Origin of the sequence: Aquabacter spiritensis, from assembly GCF_004346185.1 — a bacterium.
GTDB lineage: Bacteria > Pseudomonadota > Alphaproteobacteria > Rhizobiales > Xanthobacteraceae > Aquabacter > Aquabacter spiritensis.
Window position 1 is genome coordinate 35440 of the sequence record NZ_SMAI01000011.1, and the last position, 26798, is coordinate 62237.

General features: G+C 66.6%; 20 protein-coding genes. 11 read left to right on the forward strand and 9 right to left on the reverse strand.

Features of this window, described 5'->3' with window-relative positions; translation table 11 throughout:
* Positions 1-2 precede the first annotated feature (2 nt).
* The gene (locus tag EDC64_RS16310) at positions 3-200 is read right to left on the reverse strand and encodes a hypothetical protein (protein WP_132033295.1); all 198 of its coding nucleotides are present in this window, start codon (positions 198-200) and stop codon (positions 3-5) included.
* 195 nt (positions 201-395) lie between these two features.
* Between EDC64_RS16310 and topA the strand changes: the two genes are divergently transcribed.
* Positions 396-3131, forward strand: a complete 2736-nt coding sequence (gene topA / locus EDC64_RS16315; RefSeq protein WP_132033297.1) for a type I DNA topoisomerase — start codon at positions 396-398, stop codon at positions 3129-3131.
* Between the two features lie 24 nt (positions 3132-3155).
* Here topA and EDC64_RS16320 read toward each other — a convergent pair whose 3' ends face one another.
* On the reverse strand, positions 3156-4643 hold the full coding sequence (locus EDC64_RS16320; protein WP_132033299.1) for an MDR family MFS transporter: 1488 nt from the start codon (positions 4641-4643) through the stop codon (positions 3156-3158).
* A gap of 291 nt (positions 4644-4934) precedes the next feature.
* Here EDC64_RS16320 and rnr point away from each other — a divergent pair, with 291 nt between their 5' ends.
* The 5 genes from rnr (at position 4935) to rpmG (ending at position 9930) form a co-directional block, all read left to right on the forward strand.
* On the forward strand, positions 4935-7259 hold the full coding sequence (gene rnr, locus EDC64_RS16325) for a ribonuclease R (protein ID WP_132033301.1): 2325 nt from the start codon (positions 4935-4937) through the stop codon (positions 7257-7259).
* An 8-nt stretch (positions 7260-7267) separates the two neighbouring features.
* Positions 7268-7699: a DUF983 domain-containing protein gene (locus tag EDC64_RS16330; RefSeq protein ID WP_132033576.1), complete on the forward strand. Its 432-nt coding sequence runs from the start codon at positions 7268-7270 to the stop codon at positions 7697-7699.
* Positions 7696-8427: an NUDIX hydrolase gene (locus EDC64_RS16335; RefSeq protein WP_132033303.1), complete on the forward strand. Its 732-nt coding sequence runs from the start codon at positions 7696-7698 to the stop codon at positions 8425-8427. The genes EDC64_RS16330 and EDC64_RS16335 overlap by 4 nt, the downstream gene beginning before the upstream one ends.
* 46 nt (positions 8428-8473) lie before the next feature.
* Positions 8474-9646 carry an MFS transporter gene (locus tag EDC64_RS16340; protein ID WP_132033305.1) on the forward strand — a complete coding sequence of 391 codons (1173 nt, stop codon included), beginning with the start codon at positions 8474-8476 and terminating at the stop codon, positions 9644-9646.
* Between the two features lie 116 nt (positions 9647-9762).
* Complete coding sequence (gene rpmG, locus EDC64_RS16345) at positions 9763-9930, forward strand: 50S ribosomal protein L33 (protein ID WP_132033308.1); 168 nt, start codon at positions 9763-9765, stop codon at positions 9928-9930.
* 223 nt (positions 9931-10153) lie between these two features.
* On the opposite strand, the gene EDC64_RS16350 is transcribed toward rpmG, so the two are convergent.
* The 3 genes from EDC64_RS16350 to EDC64_RS16360 all read right to left on the reverse strand — a co-directional run bounded on the left by EDC64_RS16350 (position 10154) and on the right by EDC64_RS16360 (position 13477).
* On the reverse strand, positions 10154-11317 hold the full coding sequence (locus tag EDC64_RS16350; RefSeq protein WP_245504746.1) for a M23 family metallopeptidase: 1164 nt from the start codon (positions 11315-11317) through the stop codon (positions 10154-10156).
* A gap of 155 nt (positions 11318-11472) precedes the next feature.
* The gene (locus EDC64_RS16355; RefSeq protein WP_132033313.1) at positions 11473-12744 is read right to left on the reverse strand and encodes an alpha/beta hydrolase; all 1272 of its coding nucleotides are present in this window, start codon (positions 12742-12744) and stop codon (positions 11473-11475) included.
* A gap of 79 nt (positions 12745-12823) precedes the next feature.
* On the reverse strand, positions 12824-13477 hold the full coding sequence (locus EDC64_RS16360) for a protein-L-isoaspartate(D-aspartate) O-methyltransferase (protein ID WP_132033315.1): 654 nt from the start codon (positions 13475-13477) through the stop codon (positions 12824-12826).
* 121 nt (positions 13478-13598) lie between these two features.
* Between EDC64_RS16360 and recG the strand changes: the two genes are divergently transcribed.
* Both recG and EDC64_RS16370 read left to right on the forward strand, forming a co-directional pair.
* On the forward strand, positions 13599-15692 hold the full coding sequence (gene recG / locus EDC64_RS16365) for an ATP-dependent DNA helicase RecG (RefSeq protein ID WP_132033317.1): 2094 nt from the start codon (positions 13599-13601) through the stop codon (positions 15690-15692).
* Between the two features lie 9 nt (positions 15693-15701).
* On the forward strand, positions 15702-16067 hold the full coding sequence (locus EDC64_RS16370; protein ID WP_132033319.1) for a YbaN family protein: 366 nt from the start codon (positions 15702-15704) through the stop codon (positions 16065-16067).
* A 12-nt stretch (positions 16068-16079) separates the two neighbouring features.
* Here the strand turns inward: EDC64_RS16370 and glmS are convergent, their stop codons facing one another.
* The 3 genes from glmS to rfaE2 form a co-directional block, all read right to left on the reverse strand.
* On the reverse strand, positions 16080-17903 hold the full coding sequence (gene glmS, locus EDC64_RS16375) for a glutamine--fructose-6-phosphate transaminase (isomerizing) (RefSeq protein ID WP_132033321.1): 1824 nt from the start codon (positions 17901-17903) through the stop codon (positions 16080-16082).
* Positions 17904-18019: 116 nt separating this feature from the next.
* Complete coding sequence (glmU, locus tag EDC64_RS16380; RefSeq protein ID WP_132033323.1) at positions 18020-19378, reverse strand: bifunctional UDP-N-acetylglucosamine diphosphorylase/glucosamine-1-phosphate N-acetyltransferase GlmU; 1359 nt, start codon at positions 19376-19378, stop codon at positions 18020-18022.
* 95 nt (positions 19379-19473) lie between these two features.
* Positions 19474-20913: a D-glycero-beta-D-manno-heptose 1-phosphate adenylyltransferase gene (gene rfaE2 / locus EDC64_RS16385; RefSeq protein WP_132033578.1), complete on the reverse strand. Its 1440-nt coding sequence runs from the start codon at positions 20911-20913 to the stop codon at positions 19474-19476.
* Between the two features lie 175 nt (positions 20914-21088).
* On the opposite strand from rfaE2, the gene EDC64_RS16390 reads away from it, so the two are divergent.
* Positions 21089-21469, forward strand: a complete 381-nt coding sequence (locus EDC64_RS16390) for a hypothetical protein (RefSeq protein ID WP_132033325.1) — start codon at positions 21089-21091, stop codon at positions 21467-21469.
* Here the strand turns inward: EDC64_RS16390 and EDC64_RS16395 are convergent.
* Entirely contained in the window at positions 21429-23081 is a 1653-nt protein-coding gene (locus EDC64_RS16395; protein WP_245504747.1) for a glycoside hydrolase family 17 protein, read from the reverse strand. The two genes, EDC64_RS16390 and EDC64_RS16395, sit on opposite strands and share 41 nt — an antisense overlap.
* A gap of 100 nt (positions 23082-23181) precedes the next feature.
* On the opposite strand from EDC64_RS16395, the gene EDC64_RS16400 reads away from it, so the two are divergent.
* Entirely contained in the window at positions 23182-23706 is a 525-nt protein-coding gene (locus tag EDC64_RS16400; RefSeq protein ID WP_245504748.1) for a hypothetical protein, read from the forward strand.
* 212 nt (positions 23707-23918) lie between these two features.
* Positions 23919-26555: a glycosyltransferase gene (locus EDC64_RS16405; RefSeq protein WP_132033327.1), complete on the forward strand. Its 2637-nt coding sequence runs from the start codon at positions 23919-23921 to the stop codon at positions 26553-26555.
* Positions 26556-26798 lie beyond the last annotated feature (243 nt).

Genomic DNA, 26798 nt, shown 5'->3' on the forward strand with positions numbered 1-26798 from the left:
CGTCATGGCTCGTGCGGCCGGATCGCCGCGTCCTCGGCGGCAACGCCCCGCGCTTCCAATCGCACCATTTCCAGGAGATAGGCCAATGTGATAAGTCTGTGATCCCGCGCCAGCCGGGACAGTTCGGAGGTGAGCGCCGCCACATAGGCCGCGAACTCGCCCACATCGGCCTCTTCGTATGGTTGAGGCCCTTCTTTCATCCTCGCCCGCTCCCTTCCGTATCGATCAGCGGTACGATCCTCAAGGTTGTCGGTACTTTCACAACATACCTAGGGTTGTATTTCGCGATGCATTCGGCTTTAAGGGGGCTGAGGAAGCAGATTTGACAGGTCAGCCTTCGCACCCCATGTTGCCGCCGCCGCAGGGGCCGCGGCGTTCTCAAGAGACAGCTTCCGATGCAGGTCGTCATCGTCGAATCGCCTGCCAAGGCGAAGACGATCAACAAATATCTCGGTCCGGACTATGAGGTTCTCGCCTCTTACGGACATGTGCGCGACCTCCCTTCCAAGGACGGCTCGGTTGATCCCGACGCCGACTTCCGGATGCTCTGGGAGATCGATCCGAAGGCGCAGAAGCGGCTCAGCGAGATCGCGCAGGCGGTGAAGCGGGCCGACGGCCTGATCCTCGCCACCGATCCGGATCGCGAGGGTGAGGCGATTTCCTGGCACGTGCTGGAGATCCTGCGGGAGAAGAAGGCCCTGCGCGACCAGAAGGTCGAGCGCGTCGTCTTCAACGCGATCACCAAGCAGGCCGTGCTGGAGGCCATGAAGGCGCCGCGGGCGATCGATGTCGCTCTGGTGGACGCGTATCTGGCACGCCGGGCGCTCGATTATCTGGTGGGCTTCACGCTCTCGCCGGTGCTCTGGCGAAAATTGCCGGGGGCCCGTTCGGCCGGCCGCGTCCAATCGGTGGCGTTGCGGCTGGTCTGCGACCGCGAACGCGAGATCGAGACCTTCGTCGCGCGAGAATATTGGTCGATCGCGGCGCGGCTCGCGACGCCGCGCGGCGACGTGTTCGAGGCCCGCCTCAGCGGCGCGGACGGCAAGAAGATCACGCGGCTCTCGGTGGGGACGGGCGAAGAAGCCGCGGCCTTCCGCGCCGCGCTGGACACCGCCGCCTTCGTCGTTCGCGACATCGAGGCGAAGCCCGTCCGTCGCCATCCTCAGCCGCCTTTCACCACCTCGACGCTGCAGCAGGAGGCGAGCCGCAAGCTCGGCCTCGCGCCCGCCCGGACCATGCAGATCGCCCAGCGTCTGTATGAAGGCGTCGATGTCGGGGGCGAGACGGTCGGGCTGATCACCTATATGCGGACCGACGGCGTCGACATGGCGCCCGAGGCCGTGGCAGCCACCCGCGACGCCATCGCCGACCAATTCGGCGAACGCTATCTTCCCAGCGCGCCGCGCAAATACACCGCCAAGGCGAAGAATGCGCAGGAGGCCCACGAGGCGATCCGGCCGACCGATCCGGCGCGCCGTCCGAGTGCCGTCGCGCGCATGCTCGATGCCGACCAGGCGCGGCTCTATGAGCTGATCTGGACCCGCACCGTCGCGAGCCAGATGGAATCGGCCGAGATGGAGCGCACCACCGCCGACATCCGGGCGAGCGTCGCCGGCCGGGAGCTGGATCTGACCGCGACCGGCACGGTGGTGAAGTTCGACGGCTTCCTCACGCTGTATCGCGAGGGACGGGACGACGAGGAGGAAGACGAGGAGAGCCGCCGGCTGCCCGCAATGTCCAAGGGCGAGCCGCTGGACAAGCGCGAAATCCTCACCAGCCAGCATTTCACCGAGCCGCCGCCGCGCTATTCCGAGGCGTCGCTCGTCAAGCGCATGGAAGAATTGGGTATCGGCCGCCCCTCGACCTATGCGGCGGTGCTCGCCGTGCTGCGCGATCGGGAATACGTCAAGATCGACAAGAAGCGACTGGTCCCCGAAGACAAGGGCCGACTCGTCACCGCCTTCCTCCAGAGCTTCTTCACCCGCTATGTCGAATACGACTTCACGGCGGATCTCGAGGAAAAGCTCGATCGGGTCTCGGCCGACGAAATCGACTGGAAGCAGGTCCTGCGCGAATTCTGGGCCGATTTCGCCCTGGCGGTGGACGCGACCAAGGATCTGCGCGTCTCGCAGGTGCTCGACGCCCTCGACGAGATGCTGACCGCGCACATCTTTCCCCCCGGTCCCGAGGGCGCCAATCCGCGCACCTGCCCGACCTGCGGCACGGGGCGCCTGTCCCTCAAAATGGGCAAGTTCGGCGCCTTCATCGGCTGTTCCAACTATCCCGAGTGCCGCTACACCCGCCCGCTCAGCACCAGCGACGCCGCGCCGGAAGGTGATGGGGTGCGCAAGCTGGGCGTCGATCCCGAAAGCGGGCTCGAAGTGACGCTGCGCGATGGCCGTTTCGGCACCTATCTCCAGCTCGGTGAGGCGGAGAAGGACGGGAAGCCGAAGCGCTCCAGCTTGCCCAAGGGACTGGCGCCAGCAGATGTGGACCTCGAAAAGGCGCTCGGCCTGCTCTCTCTGCCGCGCACAATCGGCACCCATCCCGAGGACGGCGCGCCGATTCTCGCCGGGATCGGCCGGTTCGGTCCCTATATCCAGCACGGCAAGCTTTACGCCAATATCGAGAAGGACGACGACATCCTCTCGATCGGCCTCAATCGCGCCGTCGTGCTGCTCGCCGAGAAGCAGGCGAAGGGGCGCGGCGCGGGGGCCGGCCGGGTCGTCGGCGATCATCCTTCGGGCGGCAGCATCAGCGTACGGGCCGGCCGGTACGGGCCTTATGTCAGCCTTGGCAAGCTCAATGCCACGCTGCCGAAATCCGCGGACCCCGATGCATTGACCCTGGCCGAAGCGATTGCGCTGCTCGATGCCAAGGCCGCGACCCTGCCGCCGGGCAAGTCCGCCGCAAAGGGCCGCACCAAGCCCGATGGCGACGCCGGCACGGCCAAAAAGGCGGCGCCTGCGCGCAAGACGGCAGGTGCCAAGCCCAAGGAGGCAAAGTCTGCGGGGGCAAAGACGGCCGCTCCACGGTCCAAACCAGCCGGGACGTCGGCTGCCAAATCGGGCGCCAAAGCCAAGAGCGCGAAAGCCCCAAGGGCTGCGAAGCGGGAGACGGGGGCGGGTTGAGCCGGATCCGGCGCCCGCGCCGGGTCATTCCACCGCGACGATCTCGGCGGCCTCCCGCACCGTGGCCCGCAGCGGGAGCTGCTTCATGGCGATGAGGAAGCCGGTCCCGATCAAAAGCGCCACCGCCGAACAGCCGAACACGATCTTGAAGGCGAAGGCGACATTCATGGTGTCCGAGCTCTGGGCGAGCTGCGCCAGATCGCCCGGCTTGCTCGCTCCGAGCGCTCCGATGAACACAGCGCCGAGCATCGCCACCATCAGCGCGCCGCCCAGGGCCCGAAAGAAGTTGGCGGCGCCGGTCGCGGTGCCGAGAAGGTGGATCGGCACCGCGTTCTGGATGCAGACCGTCGAAATCGGGAACACGGTTCCCATCCCGAGGCTGGCGACCGACAGCAAGGCGATCCAGACCCAGACCGGCCAATCGACCGGAATCAAAGCGAGAGCCAGCAGGCAAAACGTGGAGAGGAACATCAAGACCACAGCCGGCCGCTTGTAATGGGTCATCCGCGCCATGGCCCGTCCGCCGAGCACCGCCCCGGCGACCGTCGCGCCCATTTGCGGGATCAGGGCCATGCCCGCCACGCTGGACGAGAAGCCGCGGGCGGTCTCGAAATAGAGCGGCGACACGATGGTGAGCGCGATCATCGTGCCATAGATGAAGCAGGCCGCGCCGATGGCGGAGCCGACCACGGGATCGGCGAGGATCGCCAGCGGCAGAAACGGTTCCGGCGCGGTCCGCATGCGCACGACGAACAGCACGCCGGCCACCGCGGCGACGGTCAGCAAAGCGAGAATTTCGAGGCTGGTCCAGGGAAACTGAACCCCGCCCCATGTCACGGCGAGAAGCAGGCAGGTGGACGAGACCACCATCAGGCCGCAGCCCGGATAATCCAGCTTGTGGGGCCGGCCGTGCCGCGGCAGACGCGCGAGCTTCGGGCGGATCACCAGGAAAGCGGCGAGACCCAGCGGCAGATTGATCCAGAAGATCAGGGACCAGTGAAGATGCTGCGCCACCACCCCGCCGATCACCGGCCCCGCAATCGAGGCCACCGCGAAAACGCTGGCGAAATAGCCCTGGTACCGACCGCGTTCGCGCGGCGAGACGACGTCCGCGACCACCGTCTGAGCGAGCGAGATGAGACCGCCGCCGCCGAGCCCCTGGAGGCCGCGCGCGATCACCAGGACCAGCATGTTCTCTGCCAGCGCGCAGGCCAGCGACCCGATCGAGAACAGGGCGATGGCCACCAGCAGAACCGGCCCGCGCCCATGGATGTCGCTCAGCTTGCCGTAGAGTGGCGTGACCGTGGTCGAGGCCAGCAGATAGGCGGTCACGACCCAGGACAGATTGACGAAGTCGTTGAGATCGGCGCCGATGGTCGGCAGCGCCGTGGCAACGATGGTCTGGTCGAGCGCGGCCAGCATCATGGCGAGCATCAGGCCGGACACGATCGAGAGAATCTCAGCGTGGGAGAACCCGGTCGAGGGCGCGACGGGATCGGACGGGCCGCTCATGAAACTGACTCTTTGGCCGGGGGGTTATCGCGGCAGGTTCGCAATAGCGAGGCTCCCTTACTATATCCGGGCGATGGCCTCCGCAACTGGGCGCCCGCCCCCGGCCTGCGCGACTGGCTCGCACGGGCGCGTTCGGCTACCCTTCTCCTCCAACGGAACTTTTGACTCTTGGCAAAACGCATCTCCCCGGCAGGCCGCTCGGTGAAACCGCGCCGGACCCCGCGCCGAAGCGCATCTCAGCCTGCGGGCGCATCCGAGGCGGCGGAAGCCGCTGCTGCGGCACCCGACGCGTTGGACGGCGCGCTTCCCACCAAGGACCAGCTTCTCGCCTTCATCGCCCAGCGCGGCGCGGACGTGGACAAGCGCGAGATTGCGCGCGCCTTTGGCATCGGCGCCGACCAGAAAGGCGCGCTGCGGGCGCTTTTGCGCGAACTTTCCGAGGAGGGCAGCGTCTCCCGCCGCCGCCGGAAGATGCATGTGGCTGGCGCCCTGCCCGGGGTCGTCCTCGCGGACATTTCGAGCCGCGACGCCGATGGCGAACTGATCGCGGTTCCCGTCGAGTGGGACGAGATCGAGCACGGCGAGGCGCCGCGGATCCTGGTCCAGGTGCCCCGCCGCGCCAAGGGGCCGGCGCCCGGCCTCTCCGACCGGGTGCTGCTGCGGATCGCCGACGACATGGAAGACGGCCGCCCTGTCGGGCGCGTTCTCAAGGTCATCGAAAAGGCGCGCCGCCAGACCCTCGGCATTTTCCGGGCCGCGCCCCAGGGCGGCGGGCGCATCATTCCGATCGACAAGAAAAATCTCGGCCGCGAACTCCAGGTGCCGCCCGGTGCCGAGCAGGACGCGGCGGACGGCGACCTCGTCTCGGTGGACATTCTGCGCCAGCGCGTGTTCGGCCTGCCGACCGCGCGGGTGAAGGAGCGGCTCGGCTCGCTGTCGAGCGAGAAGGCGGTGTCGCTGGTCGCCATCCATGCCCACGGCATCCCCCACGTCTTTCCCCAGCCGGTGCTGGCGGAAGCCGAGCGCGCGCGGCCGGCGACCCTCGCAGGCCGCGAGGACTGGCGCGACCTGCCGCTCGTGACCATCGATCCGCCCGACGCGAAGGACCATGACGACGCCGTCTTCGCCATGCCCGACGCGGATCCCGCGAACCCGGGCGGCTTCGTCGTCATCGTCGCCATCGCCGATGTCGCGGCTTATATCCTGCCGGGGTCGGCGCTCGACCGCGAGGCGCTGCTGCGCGGCAATTCGGTCTATTTCCCGGATCGCGTGGTCCCCATGCTGCCGGAGCGCATTTCCAACGATCTGTGCTCGTTGCGCCCCCTCGAAGACCGCCCTGCCCTCGCCCTGCGGATGGTGATCGGCGCCGACGGCCGCAAGCGCGACCACAGCTTCCACCGCATCCTCATGCGCTCGGCGGCGAAACTCGCTTACGCCCAGGCTCAGGCGGCCATCGACGGCTCACCGGACGAGATTGCCGCCCCGCTGGTCGCCGACGTGCTGCGCCCGCTTTATGCCGCCTATGCCTGTGTCAAAAAGGCCCGCGACGCCCGCCAGCCGCTCGACCTCGATCTGCCGGAGCGCAAGATCGTGCTGAAGCCGGACGGCACCGTCGACCGCGTGATCGTGCCGGCGCGGCTCGACGCCCACCGCCTGATCGAAGAATTCATGATCCTCGCCAACGTCGCCGCAGCCGAGACCCTCGAGGCCAAGCGAACGCCCCTGATCTACCGGGTGCATGACGGCCCCACCTTGGAGAAGATCGCAAATTTGCGCACCTTCCTCCTGACCATCGACATCAAACTGCCGAAGGGGGACTCGGTGCGCCCGTCGACCTTCAATCGCATCCTGGCCGAAGTGAGCGGCACGGACGTCTCGGCGCTGGTCAATCAGGTGGTGCTGCGCAGCCAGTCTCAGGCCGAATATGCCGCCGATAATTACGGACATTTCGGCCTTAATCTGCGCCGTTATGCGCATTTTACCTCCCCGATACGACGTTATTCCGACCTCGTCGTGCACCGCGGACTGATCCGCGCCCACAATTTCGGGCGCGACGGGCTGCCTGACGACGCCACGCCCGAGACACTCGGCGAGGTCGCCGCGAGCATTTCGGTGACCGAACGGCGGGCCATGGCGGCAGAGCGCGAGACGGTGGACCGGCTCATCGCCCACCATCTCGCCGACCAGATCGGCGCCACTTTCGCCGCGCGGGTCACCGGGGCGACCAAAGCGGGGCTCTTCGTCGCACTCGACGAGACCGGCGCCGACGGCTTTGTTCCGGCCTCCACGCTCGGCGCCGACTATTACCGATTCGATGAGACGCGCCAGGCACTTGTGGGCGACCGGACGGGCGAAATGCACCGCATCGGCGACCGGGTGGAGGTGCGCCTGGTCGAGGCGGCGCCGGTCGCCGGCGCCCTGCGATTTGAGCTTCTGAGCGAAGGCACCTATCTAGGGGCGGGGCGGCGTGGCCGATCCGCCCGGCCGGGAGGCGCGGACAAAGCGGGCCCGGCTCCGCGCCCGGGCTTTCGCGGCGCGCCGCGCGCCACCAAGGGCAAGGCCCCGAAGGGGCGATCGTCCAAGGGACCGGCAAAGGGCGGGCGGGGCAGGAGCTGATGACCTCGATGACGGTTATAGACGACGGCGCCCCCCGCGCCCCAGGCACCGCGATGATGCGGGGCGCGATGTGCCGCTGCCCGAAATGCGGCGCGGGCTCGATGTTTCGCGGCTATCTCAAGGTGGCGGATGACTGCCCGGTCTGCGGCGAAGCGCTCTATCATCACCGGGCGGACGACGCGCCGCCTTATATGGTGATCGTCGCGGTCGGCCATATCGTCGTTCCAATCCTGGTTCTGGTGGAAGAGATATTCCGCCCGGCCATCTGGCTGCATCTCGCGATCTTCATGCCGCTGACGTTGCTCTTGAGCTTGGCCTTCCTCCCGCCCATAAAGGGCGCTCTCGTCGGGCTGCAATGGGCGCTGCGGATGCACGGCTTCGATCCGCGCAGCCCGGAGCACGAGCCCCTCCCTCCGGCCGCACCGTCCAAGGCACCATGACCGACCTCGCCCAACGCCTCACCGCCGCCGAGCGCCGCCAGGACTGGCCGAACACGCGCCCGAACGATGCCGCCGCCTTGATCCTGATCGATCGCAGCGGCCGCGAGCCGCGCGTGCTGATGGGACTGCGCCATCCCGGCCACCGGTTCATGCCGAACGTGTTCGTGTTCCCGGGCGGCCGGGTAGAGACCTCCGACAAGGCGATGCCGGTCTACGGCACGCTCGACGGCGATAGCGACCGGCGCCTGCAACAGAATGTTTCGCGCCCGAGCGCGACGCGTGGGCGCGCCCTCGCCGCGGCGGCGATTCGCGAAATGTTCGAGGAGACCGGCCTGATGCTCGGGACGAAGGAGGCCGGCGCCCCCGAATGTCCGGAACCCTGGGCGGCCTTTGGCGAAGCCGGTGTATTCCCGGATCTCGAGGCGCTCACCTTCGTGCTGCGCGCCATCACGCCACCACGACGGCCCAAGCGGTTCGACACGCGCTTCTTCGTGGCTGATGTCCAGGCGGTGTGCAGCCGCGTGGAAGGGATGGTCGGCCCCGCGTCCGAATTGGTCGAAACCCGCTGGCTCACATTCAAAGAAACCGAGCACGCGGAACTTCCCGCCATTACCCGCGTCATACTCGACGAGTTGAGGGGTCGGCTGGATGCCGGGTTCCAGCGCACATTGCCGGTGCCCTTCTACAGTATGCATCACGGCCGGTTCGTGCGCACGGTGCTCGATTAGAGCAGACCGACGACCTCTGCGACGTCGCCGCAACAAGGACTTTTCCATGCACGCCCCGGCGTCGGCCGCCCCCATGAGCCGGACCGCCTCGATCACCGCCGCCATCGCGGCCATTTCGGTCGTCGGCATCGGCATCAGCCTGTCCATTCCCCTGCTCGCCATCGAGATGGAGTCGCGCGGGATCAGCCGTACCTGGATCGGGATCAACACCGCCGTCGCTGGTCTTGCGACCGTGGCGACCGCGCCGTTCATTCCCGCTCTGCTGCGACGTGTCGGGCCTCGGGCGCTGCTCGCCTTTGCGATTGTCGTGACGGCGCTCAGCCTGCCGGCCTTCAAGGCGGCCGACGCCTTCATCGTCTGGTTCCCGCTGCGTTTCGCGCTAGGCGCCGCTTTGTGCATCTTGTTCGCGGTCAGCGAATTCTGGATCAACACCGTGGCGCCGCCGCACCGGCGCGGGTTGATCATGGGGGTCTACGCCACCGCACTGTCGATCGGCGCCGCGATCGGCCCGGCCATGCTCAGCCTTCTCGGCACCCAAGGCTGGCTGCCTTATCTCGCCGGATGCGCCGTCCTCTCCGCGGGTCTCGTCCCGATTCTCCTGTCCCGCGGCATGGCGCCGAAACTCATCGAGAGCGGTGCGCACGGAGTCCTGTCCTTCATCCGCCGCTCTCCGACGGCAACACTCGCGGCTTTGGTTTTCGGCGCGATCGAGACAGCCGTCATGAGCTTCCTGCCGCTGTATGGCCTGCGGCTGGGCCTTCCGGCGGGACAAGCGTCGCTGCTGCTCACCATCGCGGTGATGGGCAATGTCGCTTTTCAGATCCCGCTCGGCCTCGTGAGCGACCGCGTAGATCGGCGCTTGCTGCTTCTGTTCTGCGCCCTGGTGGGAACGATCGGGGCCTTCATCCTGCCTTTCGTGCCGGTCCAGAGCCTGTCGTTCCACATCGCGATCTTCATCGTCACGGGCATCGTGGGGAGCCTTTACACGGTCGGGCTCGCCCATCTCGGTGCACGATTCCACGGCGCGGACCTCGCCGCGGCAAATGCGGCGTTCGTCATGCTGTACTCGATCGGCCTCGTGATCGGGCCGCCAATGGTCGGCTTCGGAATGGACCTCTACGATCCGTTCGGCTTCGCCATCGTCATCGGTGGGATGCTGGGCGTCTATGTCGCCGTGGTGGCGCTGCGGCTCGCCTTCGTGAAGCGGTCCGAGGCTTGACAAATCCGCTCCGATAACCGAGGTTCCGCCCCCACGAGCCGCCGCGCCGGCAGCGCGTGCGATATTTATTGAACCGCGCTGCCCCGTGCACGTCTGCGGCATCAGGATTCAGGATCATGGCCAAGGCTGCAACCATCAAGATCAAGCTTCTGTCCAGCGCGGACACGGGCGTGTTCTATGTGACCAAGAAGAACTCCCGGACCAAGACCGACAAGCTCGTCCTGAAGAAGTACGATCCGGTCGCCAAGAAGCATGTCGAATTCCGTGAGACCAAGATCAAGTGATCTTGGTTTCCGTCCGAGCGTGACCTCAAGGCGCCCCACCGGGCGCCTTTTTTGTTTGACGATATCCCTTCTGCCGCAGGTCGGTTCAGCCAAGCAGAGCACAAATGAAAACGGCCGGCGGAAGGCCGGCCGATTCGGGGGATTGAATTCCAGATTTTGGCGCGTTTTCGGCGCGTTGGAGACCGATCCCCGATCAAGCCGTTTCGACCTGACCCGGTCGTGCTCAGAGGCCGGCGACGTACTGGCTCGGATCGACCGGCTGCGATCCCTTGCGGATCTCGAAATGGAGTTGCGGCGTGCTCACACCGCCGCTCTGCCCGGCCTTGGCGACGATCTGGCCGCGCCGTACCGTGTCGCCGCGCTTCACCAGAAGCTCGCTATTGTGGGCATAGGCAGTGACATAGCCGTCGGCGTGCTTGATCAGGACCAGATTGCCGTAACCTTTCAACTCATTGCCGGCATAAGCCACGGTGCCGTCCTCGGCCGAGCGCACGGACGTGCCCTCCGGCACCGCGAAATTCACCCCGTCATTGCGGGCCCCGCCGGGTTTCGGACCGAAGCCCGAAATCACACGTCCACGGACCGGCGCGCGAAACTGCGGGCCTGACCCGGCGGCGCGCGGCGCGTCGTCGGCATCGTCCTGAGCGACGGCAGCAGTCTTTGCGGCTTGGGCGGCGGGCGCTGCGGCACCCTTGGCCGACGCCGGCGCAGGCGCTGTGGCGACCGGCGCGGCCGTGGGCGCGGCGAGCATGCCGGCGGCCTGGACCGGAGAGGTCTTTGCTGCGGCCGGGGCGGCCGGCGGCGCGGTCACGGGCTTCGCTGCGGGGGGCACGGGCACTGCCGCCTGTGTCCCCGCGACCACGGCCGGCTTCGGAGCGACGGCCACCGGTGCAGCGACGACATGCGGCTGGGCTACCGTGGTCGACGTGCGCGGTACTGTGAGCGGCTGACCAATGCGCAGGACGGCGTCCGGCGGCATCCCGTTCAGGCTCGCGACTTGAGCGGCCGTGGTTCCGTAAGACCTGGCAATGGAGGTGAGTGTCTCCCCGCCGACCACGACATGGGTCGACGTCGCCATCGACGTGACGGGTGCCGCGGCCATCGCGGGCGCGACCTGAGTCGGCATCGATGCCGGCCCCGGATAGCTTGCCGGAGCATAGGCGACCGGCGGACCCGACGGTGCGGTCGGTGCCGCGGCCAATGCCGGAGACCCCAAAGCACCCGAATCGACACGGGCCGTCGGCGCCGCACCCAGGGAACCGGTCACTTCCGGCGAGCCCTGGGTCGCCGGCGGATAGGGGCTGGTTAAAGACGTAAGGCGAGTGGCGTCCGAGCTGCAGCCGGCGAGTGCGCCGGACACCAGCCCGAGGACGGCAAGCTTCGCCAAAGCGCCGGATCCCAAGGTGTTGCTGGAAGAAGGCATGTGGCCCGACTCGCACGCTACGAACATGACGCGAGTAAACCGTGGCTGAGTAAACGCGGGCTTAAATGCGGCAGATTTGCGCGCGGTCCCTCTGGTGTGCGATAAAAATACAACACATCCTATTGGGGAACAGGTGCGGGTGTGGTGAGCAATCGACCCGTGGAGGTCGCCGTATTGGTGACGGTCGAGCCGAGCTCCTGAACCTGCGCGCCGAAATTCTCGCGGGTGCTGGGATCGACCACGGCGACCGGAGCCGAGATGATCACGCCCGCTGCATTCCCAATGGTTGCAGCGGCACCTGTCGTGACCTGGATAATTCGGTCGCCCACGCCCTCGCGGCCATCGCTCATCGTCTGCCCCTGCGCCAGGCGGGCGCCGATCATCTGCACGACCTCCGGACTTTCGGCGAATTTGCCATGATTGAGCTGGTCCGCCGTGCGCAGCTTGGTGAGGTCGAGGACGGTGATTTTCTCCCTTTCGAACTGGGTCCGAAACGGCTCGGCCTCGGGATCGATCTGGCCGAGCCGCGCGCGCGAACCCCAGACCCTCTGGGAAACTTGGAGCGCGCGGTCGTCCTGCGAGACGAAGATGGCAAATCGCGGCCGCGTTTTTCCCATGTCCGCAAGCTGCGTGCGGAAGATGTCGACGTCGACATCCGGCGCGGCCAGCATGACGGTCTTAATCTTGGGCAGGACGCGGCCGTTGCGGATCGCCATCTGGCGCAGCGCCTCCAGGGTCACCCAATTGCCCATAGAATGGGCCAGGATCGAAATTTCCCCGACGTCCGGATCCTTTGCCAGGATGGTCAGGAGCTTTTCCAATGCGTCGCGGGAGTAGGACGCGCTCTCGCGGTCATAGCCATAGGCGAGCAGGCTTCCACGCGAGGGCCAGGTGAACAGCACCGGGACCACGTCCGCTCCGGCATCGTGCACGATCTGCGCAAATCTGAAGACCGCATCCTCGAACCGATTATTATAGCCGTGGATGAAGACCAGGGCCTGGCGATGCGGTGTCCGCTCGATCCTCTTGTCGAGCCAACGCTTCGCCTCGGCTTGGTCGATGATATCCGCCTTGAGCGTCACGAAATCGGTTGCGGGATTGCCCGGCACGCTCTTCGGCCACTGGACCTCGCCGATGGCCCGCGCGCTGGCCGGCGGGATCGAAACGGTAATTTCCGCAAAACTCGGGTCCGTGGCGCGATCGCCGCCATAGAGATCGCCGGTATCGACCTTTGCCCGCGTGGTCGCGACAACCATCTCAACGCGGCTCGCGCCGGGCGCGCTCTCGGCAACAGGGACCATTATGCCCGGGGGACGGCTGGCGCAGGCCGACACAGCCAGTCCCGCCGCGATCCAGATCACTCCCGCCAGGCCCGTCCGGATTTGCCGCATGCCGCGCCCCTTTCCGCCGGATAAGTAGAGGAGGTGGGACCCGAGGGCAAACCGCATGCGCCTGAGGGCCGGTTCCCGTTCACAGGCGCGCGGATACGCCTTCGAGCAACGGAACGAAACGGACCGCGCAGAGCCGCGTCGCAGAGATGCCGTCCACTCCCTTCGCGTAGCGCGTCAAATCCTGCACCGAGGCGGGATCGCCGACCGGAGCGACGAGGAGGCCGTCAATCCGCAATTGCTCGAACAGAGCGGGCGGCACCTCGCGGGTTGCCGCCGTCACCATGATGCGGTCGTAAGGGGCCCGCGACGGCATGCCACCCCTGCCGTCCGCTACGAGGGCGGAAACATTGCGAAGGCCGAGTTCCTGAAATCGGACCTGCGCCTCAGCCACCAGGCTGCGATAGCGGTCGACCGTCACGACGTCGGCCGCCAGATGGGAGAGAATGGCCGCCTGATAGCCGGAGCCCGTTCCGACCTCGAGAACGCGATGACCGGCGGTGACCTGAAGCGCCTCGGTCATCTCGGCGACGAGGCTCGGCTGCGAGATGGTCTGACCGCAGGCGATAGGGAGTGCAACGTCGTCATAGGCATGCCGGCGCAATCCTGGCTCCACGAACAAGGCGCGTGGCACCAATTCCATTGCCCGCAGCACGGCGGGATCGCGGATGCCGCGCCGATGCAGGCCCCGCAAAAAGGCCGCGATCTCGGTGTCCTCGTCCTGCCGGTCACTCATCGGAATGCCATCCCGCGCATCAGACCGCTCCGATAGCTTGGAACAATACCAGAAATCTTTGATGGAACGGGGCTTTGACGACCCTTGCACAGGCCGCGCGCGTCCGCCACTTTCGCCCCGCATGCGCCCTGCGGCCCTCGATCCCCTGTTCGCCCCCCTGACGACGCTCAAGGGCATCGGCCCCAAGCTGGAGCGCCCGTTTGCGCGCCTGCTGGGGGCAGAGACGCCGCGCGTCGTGGATCTCCTCTTCCACATGCCCTCCGGCTTCGTCGACCGTCGCTCTCGCCCGACCATCGCGGCGGCCGTGCCGGAGACCGACGTCACCCTCGAAGTCCGGGTAGACGGCCACCAGCCCCCGCCCCCCGGCAGCCGGAGCCCGCACCGCACCTTTGTCAGCGATCCCAGCGGCGACCTCGTCATCGCGCATTTCAAAATGGATCCTGCATTTCTCGAAAGGCTCCTTCCGGTCGGGGCGACGCGCTGGCTCTGCGGACGCATCACGCTCTATGACGGCATGCGCCAGATGACCCATCCCGATCGGATCCTCGATGCGGCGGGCCTTGCGCGGCTGCCGCCCATCGAGCCGGTCTACCCCCTGGTCGAAGGGCTTTCCGGCGGCCAGGTGCGACGGGCAATCGCCGCGGCGCTGGACGGCGTGCCAACCCTCGGCGAGCCGGTTCCCGGAGGCATTCTCGCCGCCGAAGGCTGGCCCGATCTCAAGACGGCTTTGCGACGGGTGCACCAGCCCTCCGAAATCGCCGACATTTCGGTGACAGGCGCCGCGTGGCAGCGACTGGCGTTCCAGGAATTGTTCGCCCACCAGATCGCGCTTGGCCTCGTGCGCGTCCGTCAGGCCGAAATCGGTGGTCGAGCGACGCGCGGAGACGGCCGTCTGGCCGAGGCCGTGCGGCTGTCCCTCCCCTTCGCGCTCACGCGGTCGCAGGAAAGCGCCGTGGCAGCCATCCGCGCCGACATCGCCTCCGACAGGCGCATGCTGCGCCTGCTCCAGGGCGATGTGGGGTCCGGGAAGACGGTGGTCGGTCTGCTCGCCGCGGCGCTGGTGATCGAAGCCGGACGTCAGGCGGCCTTGATGGCGCCGACCGAAGTGCTGGCCCGCCAGCATTACGACACCATTGCGCCACTCGCCGCCCGCGCCGGGATCGCGACCGCGATCCTGACCGGTCGCGAAAAGGGGCGTGCGCGCGCCGCGATCCTGGACGACCTCGCCGCCGGGCGCACCGGTCTCCTCGTCGGCACCCATGCCGTGATCCAGCCGGACGTCGCCTTCGCCGATCTCGCCCTCGCCATCATCGACGAGCAGCATCGCTTCGGCGTCGAGCAGCGGCTCGCTCTGACCCGCAAAGGCGAAGCGGCGGACATGTTGCTGATGACGGCCACGCCGATCCCACGCACGCTGGTTCTCACACTGTTCGGCGACATGGCGGTCTGCGAACTCCGGGAGAAGCCGCCGGGCCGCCAGGCCATCGACACACGGACCGTTTCGCTTGAGCGCCTCGGCGAGGTGATCGAAGCGATCGGGCGCGCTTTGGAGGCCGGAGCCCAGGTCTATTGGATCTGCCCCCTGGTCGACGAAAGCGATGCCAGCGACCTCGCTGCGGCGACCGAGCGCCACGCCATGTTGGCGGCTCGCTTCGGGAGGCGGGTCGACCTCGTCCACGGGCGCTTGTCGGGGACCCAGAAGGATGCCGCGATGGCGCGGTTCGCAGCGGGGGAAACCGGCATCCTGGTCGCGACCACGGTCGTCGAGGTCGGGGTGAATGTGCCGAATGCCACCTTGATGGTGATCGAGCATGCCGAGCGCTTCGGCCTTTCGCAGCTCCACCAATTGCGCGGACGCGTGGGACGCGGCGACAAGCCCTCGACCTGCCTTCTGCTCTATCGCGGGCCGCTCGGCGAGACGGCCAAGGCGCGGCTCGCGATGCTGCGCGCGAGCGATGACGGCTTCGCCATCGCAGAGGAGGATCTGCGGCTGCGCGGCGAGGGCGATGTGCTCGGCACCCGCCAGAGCGGGTTTCCGGGTTTCGATCTCGCCCGGCTCGATATGCACGGGCCGCTGCTCGACACCGCGCGCGCGGCGGCGGCGGTCCTCCTGGCGCGCGATCCACATTTGTCTGCCCCGGACAGCGCCGCCGCCCGGACCTTGCTCTATCTCCACAAACGGGATGCGGCGATGCGCCTGCTCTCGGCCGGCTGAGGCGCGTCCATGAAGGTTCTCTGGCGTAGGGCCCTGTTTGCCGCCGGTTTCGTTTTCCTGGTCATCGGGGCGATCGGCATGATCGTGCCGATGCTGCCCGGCACGGTGTTCCTGATCCTCGCCGCCTGGTGCTTCGCCCGCACCTCGCCCCGCTTCGAGGCTTGGCTCCTGAACCACCGCTATCTCGGGCCGAGCGTCCGCCGCTGGCAGGAAACGGGGGCGATCCCGCCGATCGTGAAGCTGTTTGCGCTCGCAAGCTTTGTCGGCACATTGTCCGGCACCTGGTATTTCGGAGCGCCGCCTGTCGTACTCGGCGTCGAGGGTGCCGTGTTCGCCGCCCTCACGGTCTTCATCGTGACGCGGCCGTCGGGGTGATCTCCCGATCGGCTATTCCACCGTTACCGACTTTGCGAGATTTCGCGGCTGGTCGACATCCGTGCCCATCAGAACAGCCGTATGATAGGCGATGAGCTGAACCGGCAGGGCATAGACCATCGGGGTCACGGTCGCCGGCATTTCAGGCAGGATCAGTTTCTGCATCGCCTCGACATGCGCGAGGTCCGCGCCGCGTTGGTCGGTGACGAGAATGATCCGACCGCCCCGCGCGGCCACCTCTTCCATGTTCGATACGGTTTTTTCGAAGATCCGGTCGAACGGTGCGATCACCACGACGGGCATGGTCTCGTCGATCAGCGCGATCGGCCCGTGTTTCAGTTCGCCTGCGGCATAGCCCTCGGCATGGATGTAGGAAATCTCCTTCAGCTTCAGCGCACCCTCGAGCGCCAGAGGATAATTGGTGCCGCGTCCGAGATAGAGCACATCGCGGGCCTTGGAGAGGGTGCGGGCGAGCGCCTCGATCTCCGGGCTGAGCTTCAGCGCCTCGGTCATGAGGCGGGGAACCTCCATCATCGCCCGGACCAGCCGATGCTCGTCGTCTTCCGAAAGCACGCCGCGCACCCGGCCGGTGTGCACCGCGAGGCAGGCGAGCGTCGCAAGCTGACAGGTAAAGGCTTTCGTGGAGGCGACGCCGATCTCTGGTCCCGCCAAGGTCGGCAGAACCATGTCGGCCTCCCGGGCAATGGTCGAAGTCGGCACATTCACCACAGCGACCGTCTTCTGCCCGCATTCGCGCGCATAGCGCAGCGACGCCAGGGTGTCGGCAGTTTCTCCCGATTGGGAAATGACGATGGTGATGCCGTTCTTGCCCAAAGGGGTGTCGCGGTAGCGGAACTCCGACGCGATGTCGGTGGAGACCGGCAGGCGCGCGAACCGCTCGAACCAATATTCCGCGATCGATCCGGCAAACAGGGCGGTGCCGCAGGCGGTGATCGAAATATGGTCGATTTCGGCGAGGTCGAACGGCAGATCGGGCAGCGTCACCGTCTCTCGGGTGAGATCGAGATAGTGGCCGAAGGTGTGGGCGATCACCTCGGGCTGTTCGTAAATCTCCTTCGCCATGAAATGGCGATGGTTGCCCTTATCGACCAGGAGCGTTCCGGGGGGCACCTTCTGGGCCGGGCGGACCACCACTGCACCGCTCTCGTCATGGATCTCGGCGCCGGTGCGGGTAATCACCGCCCAGTCCCCCTCTTCGAGATAGGCGACGAGGTCGGTGAACGGGCCGAGCGCGATGGCGTCGGACCCGAGAAACATCTCGCCCGCGCCATAGCCGATCGCCAAAGGCGAGCCGCGCCGCGCCGCGATCATCAGATCGTCCTCGCCCTCGAACAGGAAGGCCAGCGCGAACGCACCCTTGAGGCGAGGTAGAACGGCCTCCACAGCCGCGACCGGATCCTTCCCCCGAACAATTTCACGGTCGACCAACTGCCCGACCACCTCAGTATCGGTGTCGCTGAGAAAACAGGCGCCCTCGGCCTCCAGCTCGGCCTTGAGCTCGCGGAAATTCTCGATGATGCCATTGTGGACCACCGCGACCCGCGGCGTGACATGGGGGTGGGCGTTGCGCTCGGTGGGCTTGCCGTGGGTCGCCCAGCGGGTATGGCCGATGCCGGAACGCCCGGACAACGGCTGCCTGAGCAATTTGTGGGTGAGGTTCTTGAGCTTGCCCTCGGCCCGGCAGACCGCGAGATGTCCCTGTTCGAGGGTTGCAACTCCCGCCGAATCGTAGCCGCGATATTCGAGGCGACGGAGCGCTTCCACCAGATTATCGGCGACCGCGTCCTTGCCCAGGATGCCCACTATGCCGCACATAGACCATGTTGCTCCGCAGATGACAGGGGGTCTTGGTAGCACGGCAGAAGCGGCCGGCCCTTCACTTCGTCTGTCGCATTCTGACAGCGCCGCCGCAGTCCGGGAGGCATCGCCCGTCAGCCCCGTCCCGTCTCCCGCGCCGCGGCGAGCCGCGCCCGCATCGTGATCGCACGACCCGGCTTCGTCACCTGCCTGCCACGCGCCAGAGCCAGTGAATCCTCGGGCACGTCCTCGGTGATAACCGATCCGGTTCCGACATAGGCCCCCGCGCCGATCGTCACCGGTGCGACCAATGCGGAATGCACGCCGATGAAGGCGCCCTTCCCGATCTCGGTGCGGAACTTGGAATAGCCGTCATAATTGCACGTGATGGTGCCGGCGCCGAGATTGCTGTCGGCCCCGACATGGGCGTCGCCCACATAGGATAGATGGTTGACCTTCACCCCCTGTTCGAGGTGGGCCGCCTTGGTCTCGACGAAATTCCCGATTCGGACGCCTTCATCGAGACGGGTACCGGGGCGCAGACGGGCATAGGGTCCGATCGAGACCCCGCGGGCCAGCACCGCGCCTTCGAGATGCGAGAAAGCGTGGATCACCACCTCATCCGCCACCGTCACGCCCGGGCCGAAAACGACGTGCGGCTCGACCACGACATCGCGGCCGAGCCGGGTATCGGCTGAGAAGAAGACGGTGTCCGGCGCAACAAGGGTCGCACCCGCTTCCATCGCCACGCGGCGCAGGCGGCGTTGCAGCAGAGCTTCCGCCTCGGCGAGTTGGACCCGGCTGTTGACCCCGACCACTTCCTCCGGCGCGGCCTCGACCGCCGCCGCGCCGAGGCCGGCCGCCTGGGCGAGTTCGACCACATCGGTCAAATAATATTCGCCCTTGGCATTGTCGTTCCGCACCCCATCCAGCAAGCGCAGCGCCTGAGCGCCGGCGAGCGCCATCAGGCCGCCATTGCAGAAGGTAATGCCCCGCTCGGACGGGCTCGCCTCGCGGTCTTCGCGGATCGCGCGCAGCTCGCCGCCCTCGACGATCAGGCGGCCGTAGCCCGCGGGATCGGTCGCCTCAAAGCCAAGCGCCGCGACCGCCACGCCCGCCGCCAGCGGCGCCCGGAGCGACAGAAGGGTTTCGGCGCGCACCAGGGGGGTATCGGCATAAAGGATCAGCACGTCGTCGGCGGGTTCGGCGAGCGCCGCGCGTGCCGCCAGAACGGCGTGGGCCGTGCCGCGCCGCTCCGCCTGGACGAACACCTGCGCGTCCGGCGCGACCTTGCGGGCCTCTTCGGCGACGTCGGCCCGCCCCGGCCCGACCACAACCGCAATGCGGTTGGCTCCGGCGTCGGTGGCGGCACGCAGAACGTGGGTGAGCATCGGGAATCCCGCGATCCGATGCAGCACCTTCGGCAGGCTGGACCGCATTCGCGTTCCCTCGCCCGCGGCGAGCACCACCACCAGAAGACTGCGCTCGGTCATCGCTGCCCCTCGCCCCGCATTACCTGTCCGGCCCCGCAGCCAACTGTGTTCCGCGCGGAGAGAAGCACGTCAATTCCCTCCAAAGCGTGAATGGTTCAGCCACGCATCCTACGCACCAGCGCCGAGGTCGACATGTCCGGCACCAGGGTCGCGAGATAGACCCGCCCGCCATTGGCCTGAACAATGTCGGCGCCCACCACGGTCTCCACCGTATAGTCCGCGCCCTTGACGAGGACGTCCGGGAGAAGGGCCTCGATCAGCGCCTTCGGCGTGTCTTCGTCGAACAGCACGACGAGATCGACCATGCCGAGCGCGGCCATGACCGTGGCCCGCGCGTGTTCGTCCTGGACCGGACGGCTCTCTCCCTTCAGCCGACGGACGGATGCGTCGGTATTGAGGGCGACAACCAGCCGGTCGCACTGTTCGGCCGCCTGTTCGAGCAGATCGATATGTCCGGGGTGCAGCAGATCGAAACAGCCATTGGCGAAGCCGATGATCCGCCCTTCCGCGCGCCATTGGGCGACCGCCCGCCGCGCCTCCTCCCGCGCGACAACCTTGCTGCGCGCGGCCGAGCGGCGGGTTCGGCGGGCCCGCATTTCCTCGTCGATCTCCTCTGGGGTGACCGTCGCGGTTCCTGCCTTACCGACCACCACGGCTGCCGCCGCATTCGCGACCGCCAGGACATGGGCCATCGGCTCGCGCCCCTGCAGCCCGAGCGCCAGCGCGGCCATGACGGTGTCGCCGGCACCCGACACGTCGAACACGCTGCGCGCGACGGTCGGGATATGGATCGGATCCCCCTCCGGCGGAACGAAGGACATGCCACGTTCCGAACGAGTCACGATGACGGACGCGCCGGTCAGAGCGGTGATACGGCGTGCCGCCGCAGCAATCTCGCCATCCGTGCCGCATGGCATCCCGGTGGCTGCGCCCAGTTCCTTGGCGTTGGGCTTGAGGTAATCCGCCCCCTCATAGATCGAAAAATCCGACCGCTTTGGATCGACGAGGATTCGCTTTCCTGCCGCTCGCGCCAAAGCAATGGCACCGCGGATCACACGGTCGGAACACACGCCCTTGAGATAATCGCTCAGGATCACGACCGAACAGAATGGGAGCCGGGCCTCGATCTTCGCGAGCACCGCATTCTCGGTCGCAGCATCGAGGAATCCGCTCTGCTCCCTGTCGAGCCGCACGACCTGATATTTGTTACCGATCACCCGGGTCTTGGTTGTGGTCGACCGGGTGTCGCTCTGAACCAGATGGTCGAGCCCCACGCGGGGAAACTGGGCCCGCATCAAGTCTGCAAGATCGCGCGCGCCGGAATCGCGTCCGAGGACGGCGATGAGATCGGCTGCAGCGCCGAGCGAGGCGATATTGGCGGCGACGTTGGCGGCTCCGCCCGGCACCATGCGCTCGTTCGCCATCAGGACGACCGGTACGGGCGCCTCCGGCGACACCCGTGCAACGCTGCCCTCGCAATAGACGTCGAGCATGGCATCGCCGATGACGAGAACCCGCGCGTCGGAAAAATGCATCTCACTCACCCGGACCACCGGCCCTTCCTTAGGCGTTTATCGTGAACCGAACAATTGGGCCGGCACCTCCGGGGCTTTCCGCAACGCGCCGGTCGGTCTATCCCTATCCAAGTTTCCCGCTCCGGACTCAGCCGGTCATAGAGGCGATCCCATTTTCGAGGCGCGACAGGACGAAATGCCCCGCACCACCTTTACCCCGGGCCCGCGTGCCATGAACTGGCTGATCTTCCTCACCATGGCAGCCACCGGCTGGGCGCTTTATGTCCGCTATATGGTGATCGAGCCATCGGTCGTCGGCCTCGCCTGCGACGCCGGTCTGACGACGTTTCTGTGCCGCATGCGGGCTATTGTGATCCTTCTGTTCGGCTGGTCTGTGTTCGGCGGGCTGGCTTTGGCGGCAGCGGTTATCCAGCTCCTGCGCCCCTCGGTCCCGATGCTCGCCGCCGGCCTCGCCTTTTCGGGCATCTCCCTGGTCCTCTACAACAATCTCGCAGGCGCCGTGGCGGCGATGCTGCTCATCCTTTCGCTCGCGCGGCCAGGACGCGTAACAGCGTAAGCGCGAGGCAGAGGCAGATCAGCCCGAACCACAGGGCCTGCCAATTCGCCAGCGTTTCGTTCAAAGGAATATAGAAGGCCGCGACCAAGAGCAGGCAGAAGGCCGACCGCTCGGCGAAGCCGGCTTTATCGGCCTGCGGCGGCGTACGCACGGCGAGGAGGCCGAGTGCGACCACCACCGGCGTCAAGGGATAGAGCGGAAAGTCCTTGTAGCGCGGGTCGAAGATCAGTTCGAGGGCGACCTCTCCGACCGCCAGCACCCCAAGTACGAGCAATACGGAACCGGCGACGATGCGCGCGGGTCTGAGGCGCCAGCCGCGGACATCGAGGGCGACTGCGACCGAGGCGAGCGGAGTGCGCCGCACGAGCAATGCCGGAACCACCAACGCGACGGCAAGCGACAAACCGAGAAAGGCGCCGTTCCGCGCCCACCCCACTCCGCCGAGGCTCTCCAGCGGCAAAGCGGTGATCGTCCCGCCCAGGGTCGCCCCCGCGGTGAGGGCCAGGACGGAGACGCAGACCCAGGCCCCGGATTTAGGCGGCGCTTCCCCCCGCTCCTTCAGGCGACGGGCTGCCGCTCCCGCCACGGCGAAGGCGACGCCGGCGAGGACGATTCCCGTCAGCGCCTGCAAGGGCCAATAGGGATGATCGCTGACCGGGGTCCCCCAAGCGAATTTCGGGGCGCGGGACACGGCCTCGATCAGCCCCCAATGCCCGCCGACCGTGCCTTCGTTCCGCCGCTTCCAGGGTTGGTCATAGGCTTCGATGAGATTGACGCGGTAGCCCTTTTCGGCAGCCAGCCTCAGCACGTCGCTGAGCACGCGCGCCTGGGTCGAGGGCGCGGGCAGTGCGCCTTCCCGCATCCGTCCGGCACTTGGCCATCCGGTCTCGCCGATCAGGATCTCCTTGCCCGGAAACTGCGCCGCGACGTGCTGGCGGATCCGATCGATGTGCGCCGCCGCCGCCTCGGCCGGAACCGGGAAATCCTCCCAGTACGGCAAGATATGCACCGTTACGAAATCGACCTCGCCGGCCAGCGCGGGGGCGCGCTCCCAGAACTCCCAGACATCGGCATAGGTCACGGGAATGCCCCCGACCCGCGCCTTCACGTCACGCAGGGCCGCGGCGATGGCGGCGGCCGAGAGCTCCCCGCGCAACATGACCTCATTTCCCACCACCATGGCCGAAATGACGTCCGGATATTTCTGCGCGACGGCGACGGCGGCGTCGATTTCGGCGCGGTTCTTCTCCGGATTGGATCCCAGCCAGACGCCTTGCAGGACCTTTATCCCGTATTTGCGTGCCAGGGGGGCCACTTTGTCGAGACCCAGTTCGACCGAATAGGTGCGTACGCACTGCGTCAGCTTGGCGAGCTGCGCCATGTCCTCTTCGATCTGGCTCTCGGCAATCGGCACCCGGTCGCCGAGCGGGGACTGGCCCTCGCGAAACGGCGCGTAGGAGACGCACGGCAGTTTCCCGTCGGCACCGAGCGGTGAGGCAGGCATCTCGACCGGGCGTCCGATCCAAGCCCAAAAGGCGAGGATGAGGACGGCTACCGAAACGAAGAGTCCGACCGGCAGCAACAGGCCCGACGAGCGGAGGGCGAACGGCATGACAACTCCCAGCGCCCGAGGCCCGGGCCATGGCGACATAAAGCCTCCCCGCCCCCCTGTGAAGAGACGGCCGCGCTGCGCGCTCGGGGCGCACGTCGTCATGCTGACAAATTCGGCCCCTTCTTCTAACGTGTCGCCGCGGAACGCCTTCCGCTTTCCAGCCTCGAACTTCATGGCCGACATGGATCGTTTTCGTATCGCTCTGCTCGCGGGCGCCATTCTCCTCGGCTGCGCCGGAGCGGCCGGCGCCCAATCCTCCTCTCCTGAGCAGAAGCCGGCTCAACCCGAACAGATGACACCCGAGCAGCAGGCCGCACGCGAGGCGCAGCGCCGCTCGGTTGAAGAGTTCGCCGAGGCCGCCAAACTGCCGGGGACGGCCGGCCTTCCGGAATGTGTTTGGACCGGACGGCGCATCGCCGCCTTGCTCTGGCGCGACGACATCGACACTGCCCGGCGCCATCTGGAACTCTACGAGCGCTTCGGCTGCCCGACCGAACACCTCAAACTCGCCTTCCGCTGTCTGGTGCGCCAGGGCAACATCGATCCAAAAACGCAGGAGCGCCTTGGCGGAAGGGTTCAGCAATGTTGGGTTAACCCCGACTATGTTGCTGCACCTGCGCAATAATTAGATCACGGCGGCGCCCCGGCTCCGCCGAACCGCCGCCACAGTCCCCATTTACCTCTTTATTTGAGAGGTTTAGTGTCTCGATGCGGTGCCGTATGACAGGCGCCGCCGACCGGTGGGGCAGGTCGAAACGGTGTCCCCTGACTTTCGGCCGGAACCGGTGCCGAAAGCCTGCGTTCACGGTTCGACTCCCCATCGAGTAGGTCTCGATCATGCGTACGGGCCTTGCTGCTGCGGCAGTGATCATCGCGGCTGTGACCGGATTTCACGCTGCGGTCTGGTATTCTCTGCGGCCCGAAGGAACCGCTCCGGCGGTGACGGAGCGCTTCTCCAGCCTCTCTTTCGCCCCCTACAGCCGCGACGTCCGGCACCCGGACAAGGGACCGGCTGTGACGGCCGAACAGATCCGCTCGGACGTCGAGGCGGTGGCTGACCACACCCGGGCGATCCGCACCTATTCGACCACCCTTGGCCTCGATCAGATTCCGTCGATTGCAGCGGAGCGCGGTCTCAAGGTCACTGTCGGCGCCTGGATCGACAAAGACGAAAAACGCAACGCGCTTGAAATTCAGAATGCGATCGGGCTCGCCAAGCAGAACGGCAATGTCGAAGCCCTGGTCGTCGGCAACGAGACCATCTTCCGCGGCGAGAAAAGCGCTGCCGAAATGGCCGAGCTGATCCGTACCGTGAAACGCCAGACGAACGTCCCCGTGACCACGGGCGAGATTTGGAACGTCTGGCTCGATCATCCGGAACTCGTTTCGGCCTCGGACTTCATCGCAGCGCACATTCTTCCGTACTGGGAAGGTGTCTCCGCCGAGCAGGTCGTCGATCGTTCGATCGACATCTACAACCGGTTGCGCGCCGCCTATCCTGGAAAGCGGATCGTCATCGCCGAGTTCGGTTGGCCGAGCGCCGGCTATAACCGTGACGGTGCTATTCCGGGCGAGATCGCCCAGGCGAACGTGATCCGCACCTTCGCGTCGCGGGCCGAGGCGCTCGGCATCGAGTACAACATCATCGAGGCCTTCGACGCGCCCTGGAAGAGCTTCGAAGGCTCGGTTGGTCAATATTGGGGCGTCTTCGACGCCGACCGTAAGTTGAAGTTCGCGCTTTCCGGCCCCCTGGAGCATCGCACTTACAGTCGAACCGCAATCCTCGCTCTTCTTCTCGGAATCGCTTTCTGCCTGCCCATGCTCGGCGCGCGAAACATGACCGTTTCGCAGGGTGCGGTTCTGTCGGCGGCCGCCTGCGGGGTCGGCGCGTGGGTCGCGCTCGTCGTGGATTATTGGGCGACGCATTATGTCACCGGCGGCAATTACGTGACATTGGTCCTGTCGGTCGTCTTGCTCGGGCCCCTGGTCCTCGTTCTGCTCTACCGGGCGGAAGAGCTTTCCGCGATCGCCTTTGGACGGGCGCCGAGCCGGTTGGTGGAGCTGCGCCCGCGCGGCCCGGCGGCGCGGCACCCCAAAGTTTCGATCCACATTCCCGCCTATCGCGAGCCACCGGATATGCTGAAGCAGACGCTCGACAGCGTCGCGCGCTTGAATTGGCCGAATCTGGAATGCGTGGTGGTGGTGAACAACACGCCCGACCCCGCTCTTGTCGAGCCTGTGCGCGCGCACTGCGAGACGTTGGGAGATCGATTCAAATTCCTGAATGTCGAGAAAATGGCCGGCTTCAAGGCGGGTGCCCTGCGCATCGCGCTGGAGCACACCGCGCCCGACGCCGAAATCATCGGCGTGATCGATGCCGATTACATGGTCCATCCCGACTGGCTGAAAGACCTCGTCCCGGTCTTCGAGGATCCGACGGTGGGCCTCGTCCAGGCGCCGCAGGATCATCGCGACGCGACGCTGAGCCCCCTGCACGAGGCGATGAACGCGGAATATGCCGGATTCTTCGACATCGGAATGGTCCAGCGCAACGAAGAGGACGCCATCGTCGTCCACGGCACGATGTGCCTGATCCGGCGCGCGGCGATGATGGAGGCCGGCTCCTGGTCCTCCGACACGATCTGCGAGGACACCGATCTCGGGCTTTCGATCGCCGAGAACGGCTGGAAGACCCATTACACCCGGACGCGCTACGGCTGGGGCCTGCTCCCCGACACGTTCCAGGCATTTAAGAAGCAGCGCCACCGCTGGGCCTATGGCGGCTTTCAGATCATCCGCAAGCATTGGCATCGTTTCCTGCCCGGAGGCTCGCGCCTCACCACGTCACAACGTCGCCATTTCCTCCTCGGCTGGGTTTCCTGGTTGGGCGCGGAGTCCGTCGGTGCGCTCGCGGCGATTCTCTCGCTGCTGTTCGTGCCGTTCGTCCTGACTTTGGGGATTTCGGTTCCCGCCTACATCCTCACTTTGCCCATTATCATGACGTTCGCCGCGTATTTGCTGCACTTCGTTGCCTTGTACCGGATGCGTGTTGCGACCACCCCGCTGCGGATGGCCGGGGCGGCGCTTGCCGCGATGGCCGTGCAGTTCACGGTCGCGAAGGCGGTTCTTGACGGCTTCCGCTATCGCGATCTCGCCTTTGCCCGCACCGCCAAAGGCGGCTGGCTCGCAGGAGCCGCACGCAGCTTTCCGGCATTGCCCGAGGCGGTGATGGGCGGACTGTTGCTGAGCAGCGCCATCCTCCTGCACATGACCAATTGGCATTGGGTGCGCGAGGTGGACCTATACGCCCTCGCTCTGGCGATCCAGAGCTTGCCGTTCGTCGCCGCCGCTTTGATCGGACTCGCCGAACCGACCCGCCTCAATGACTTCGCATCCTGGGCGGCGGCACGGGCTTTGGTGGCAGCGCCATTGCGCCGGCTGCGCCCCGCTGCTCCGCCCGCAGTCGCGGAGTAATCGCGCGGGGACGTGACCATTCGCGGCCACGTCCCTCGCGCAACACATTCCCAACCATCCCTGGCGCTCTGACAGCGGAAGACCAATTCGCACACCTGCGGATCGCGACGACCCCCGACGAGGTCCTGCCGCTCTGCAAGCTGGCTCCTCGCGGCATTCGCTGCACTGCCATAAGGCCGAGGAGACGATCGATCCTTCGATTGGCCTCCATCCCTTCGGTCACGCTTGCGGCAGAATTGGGGA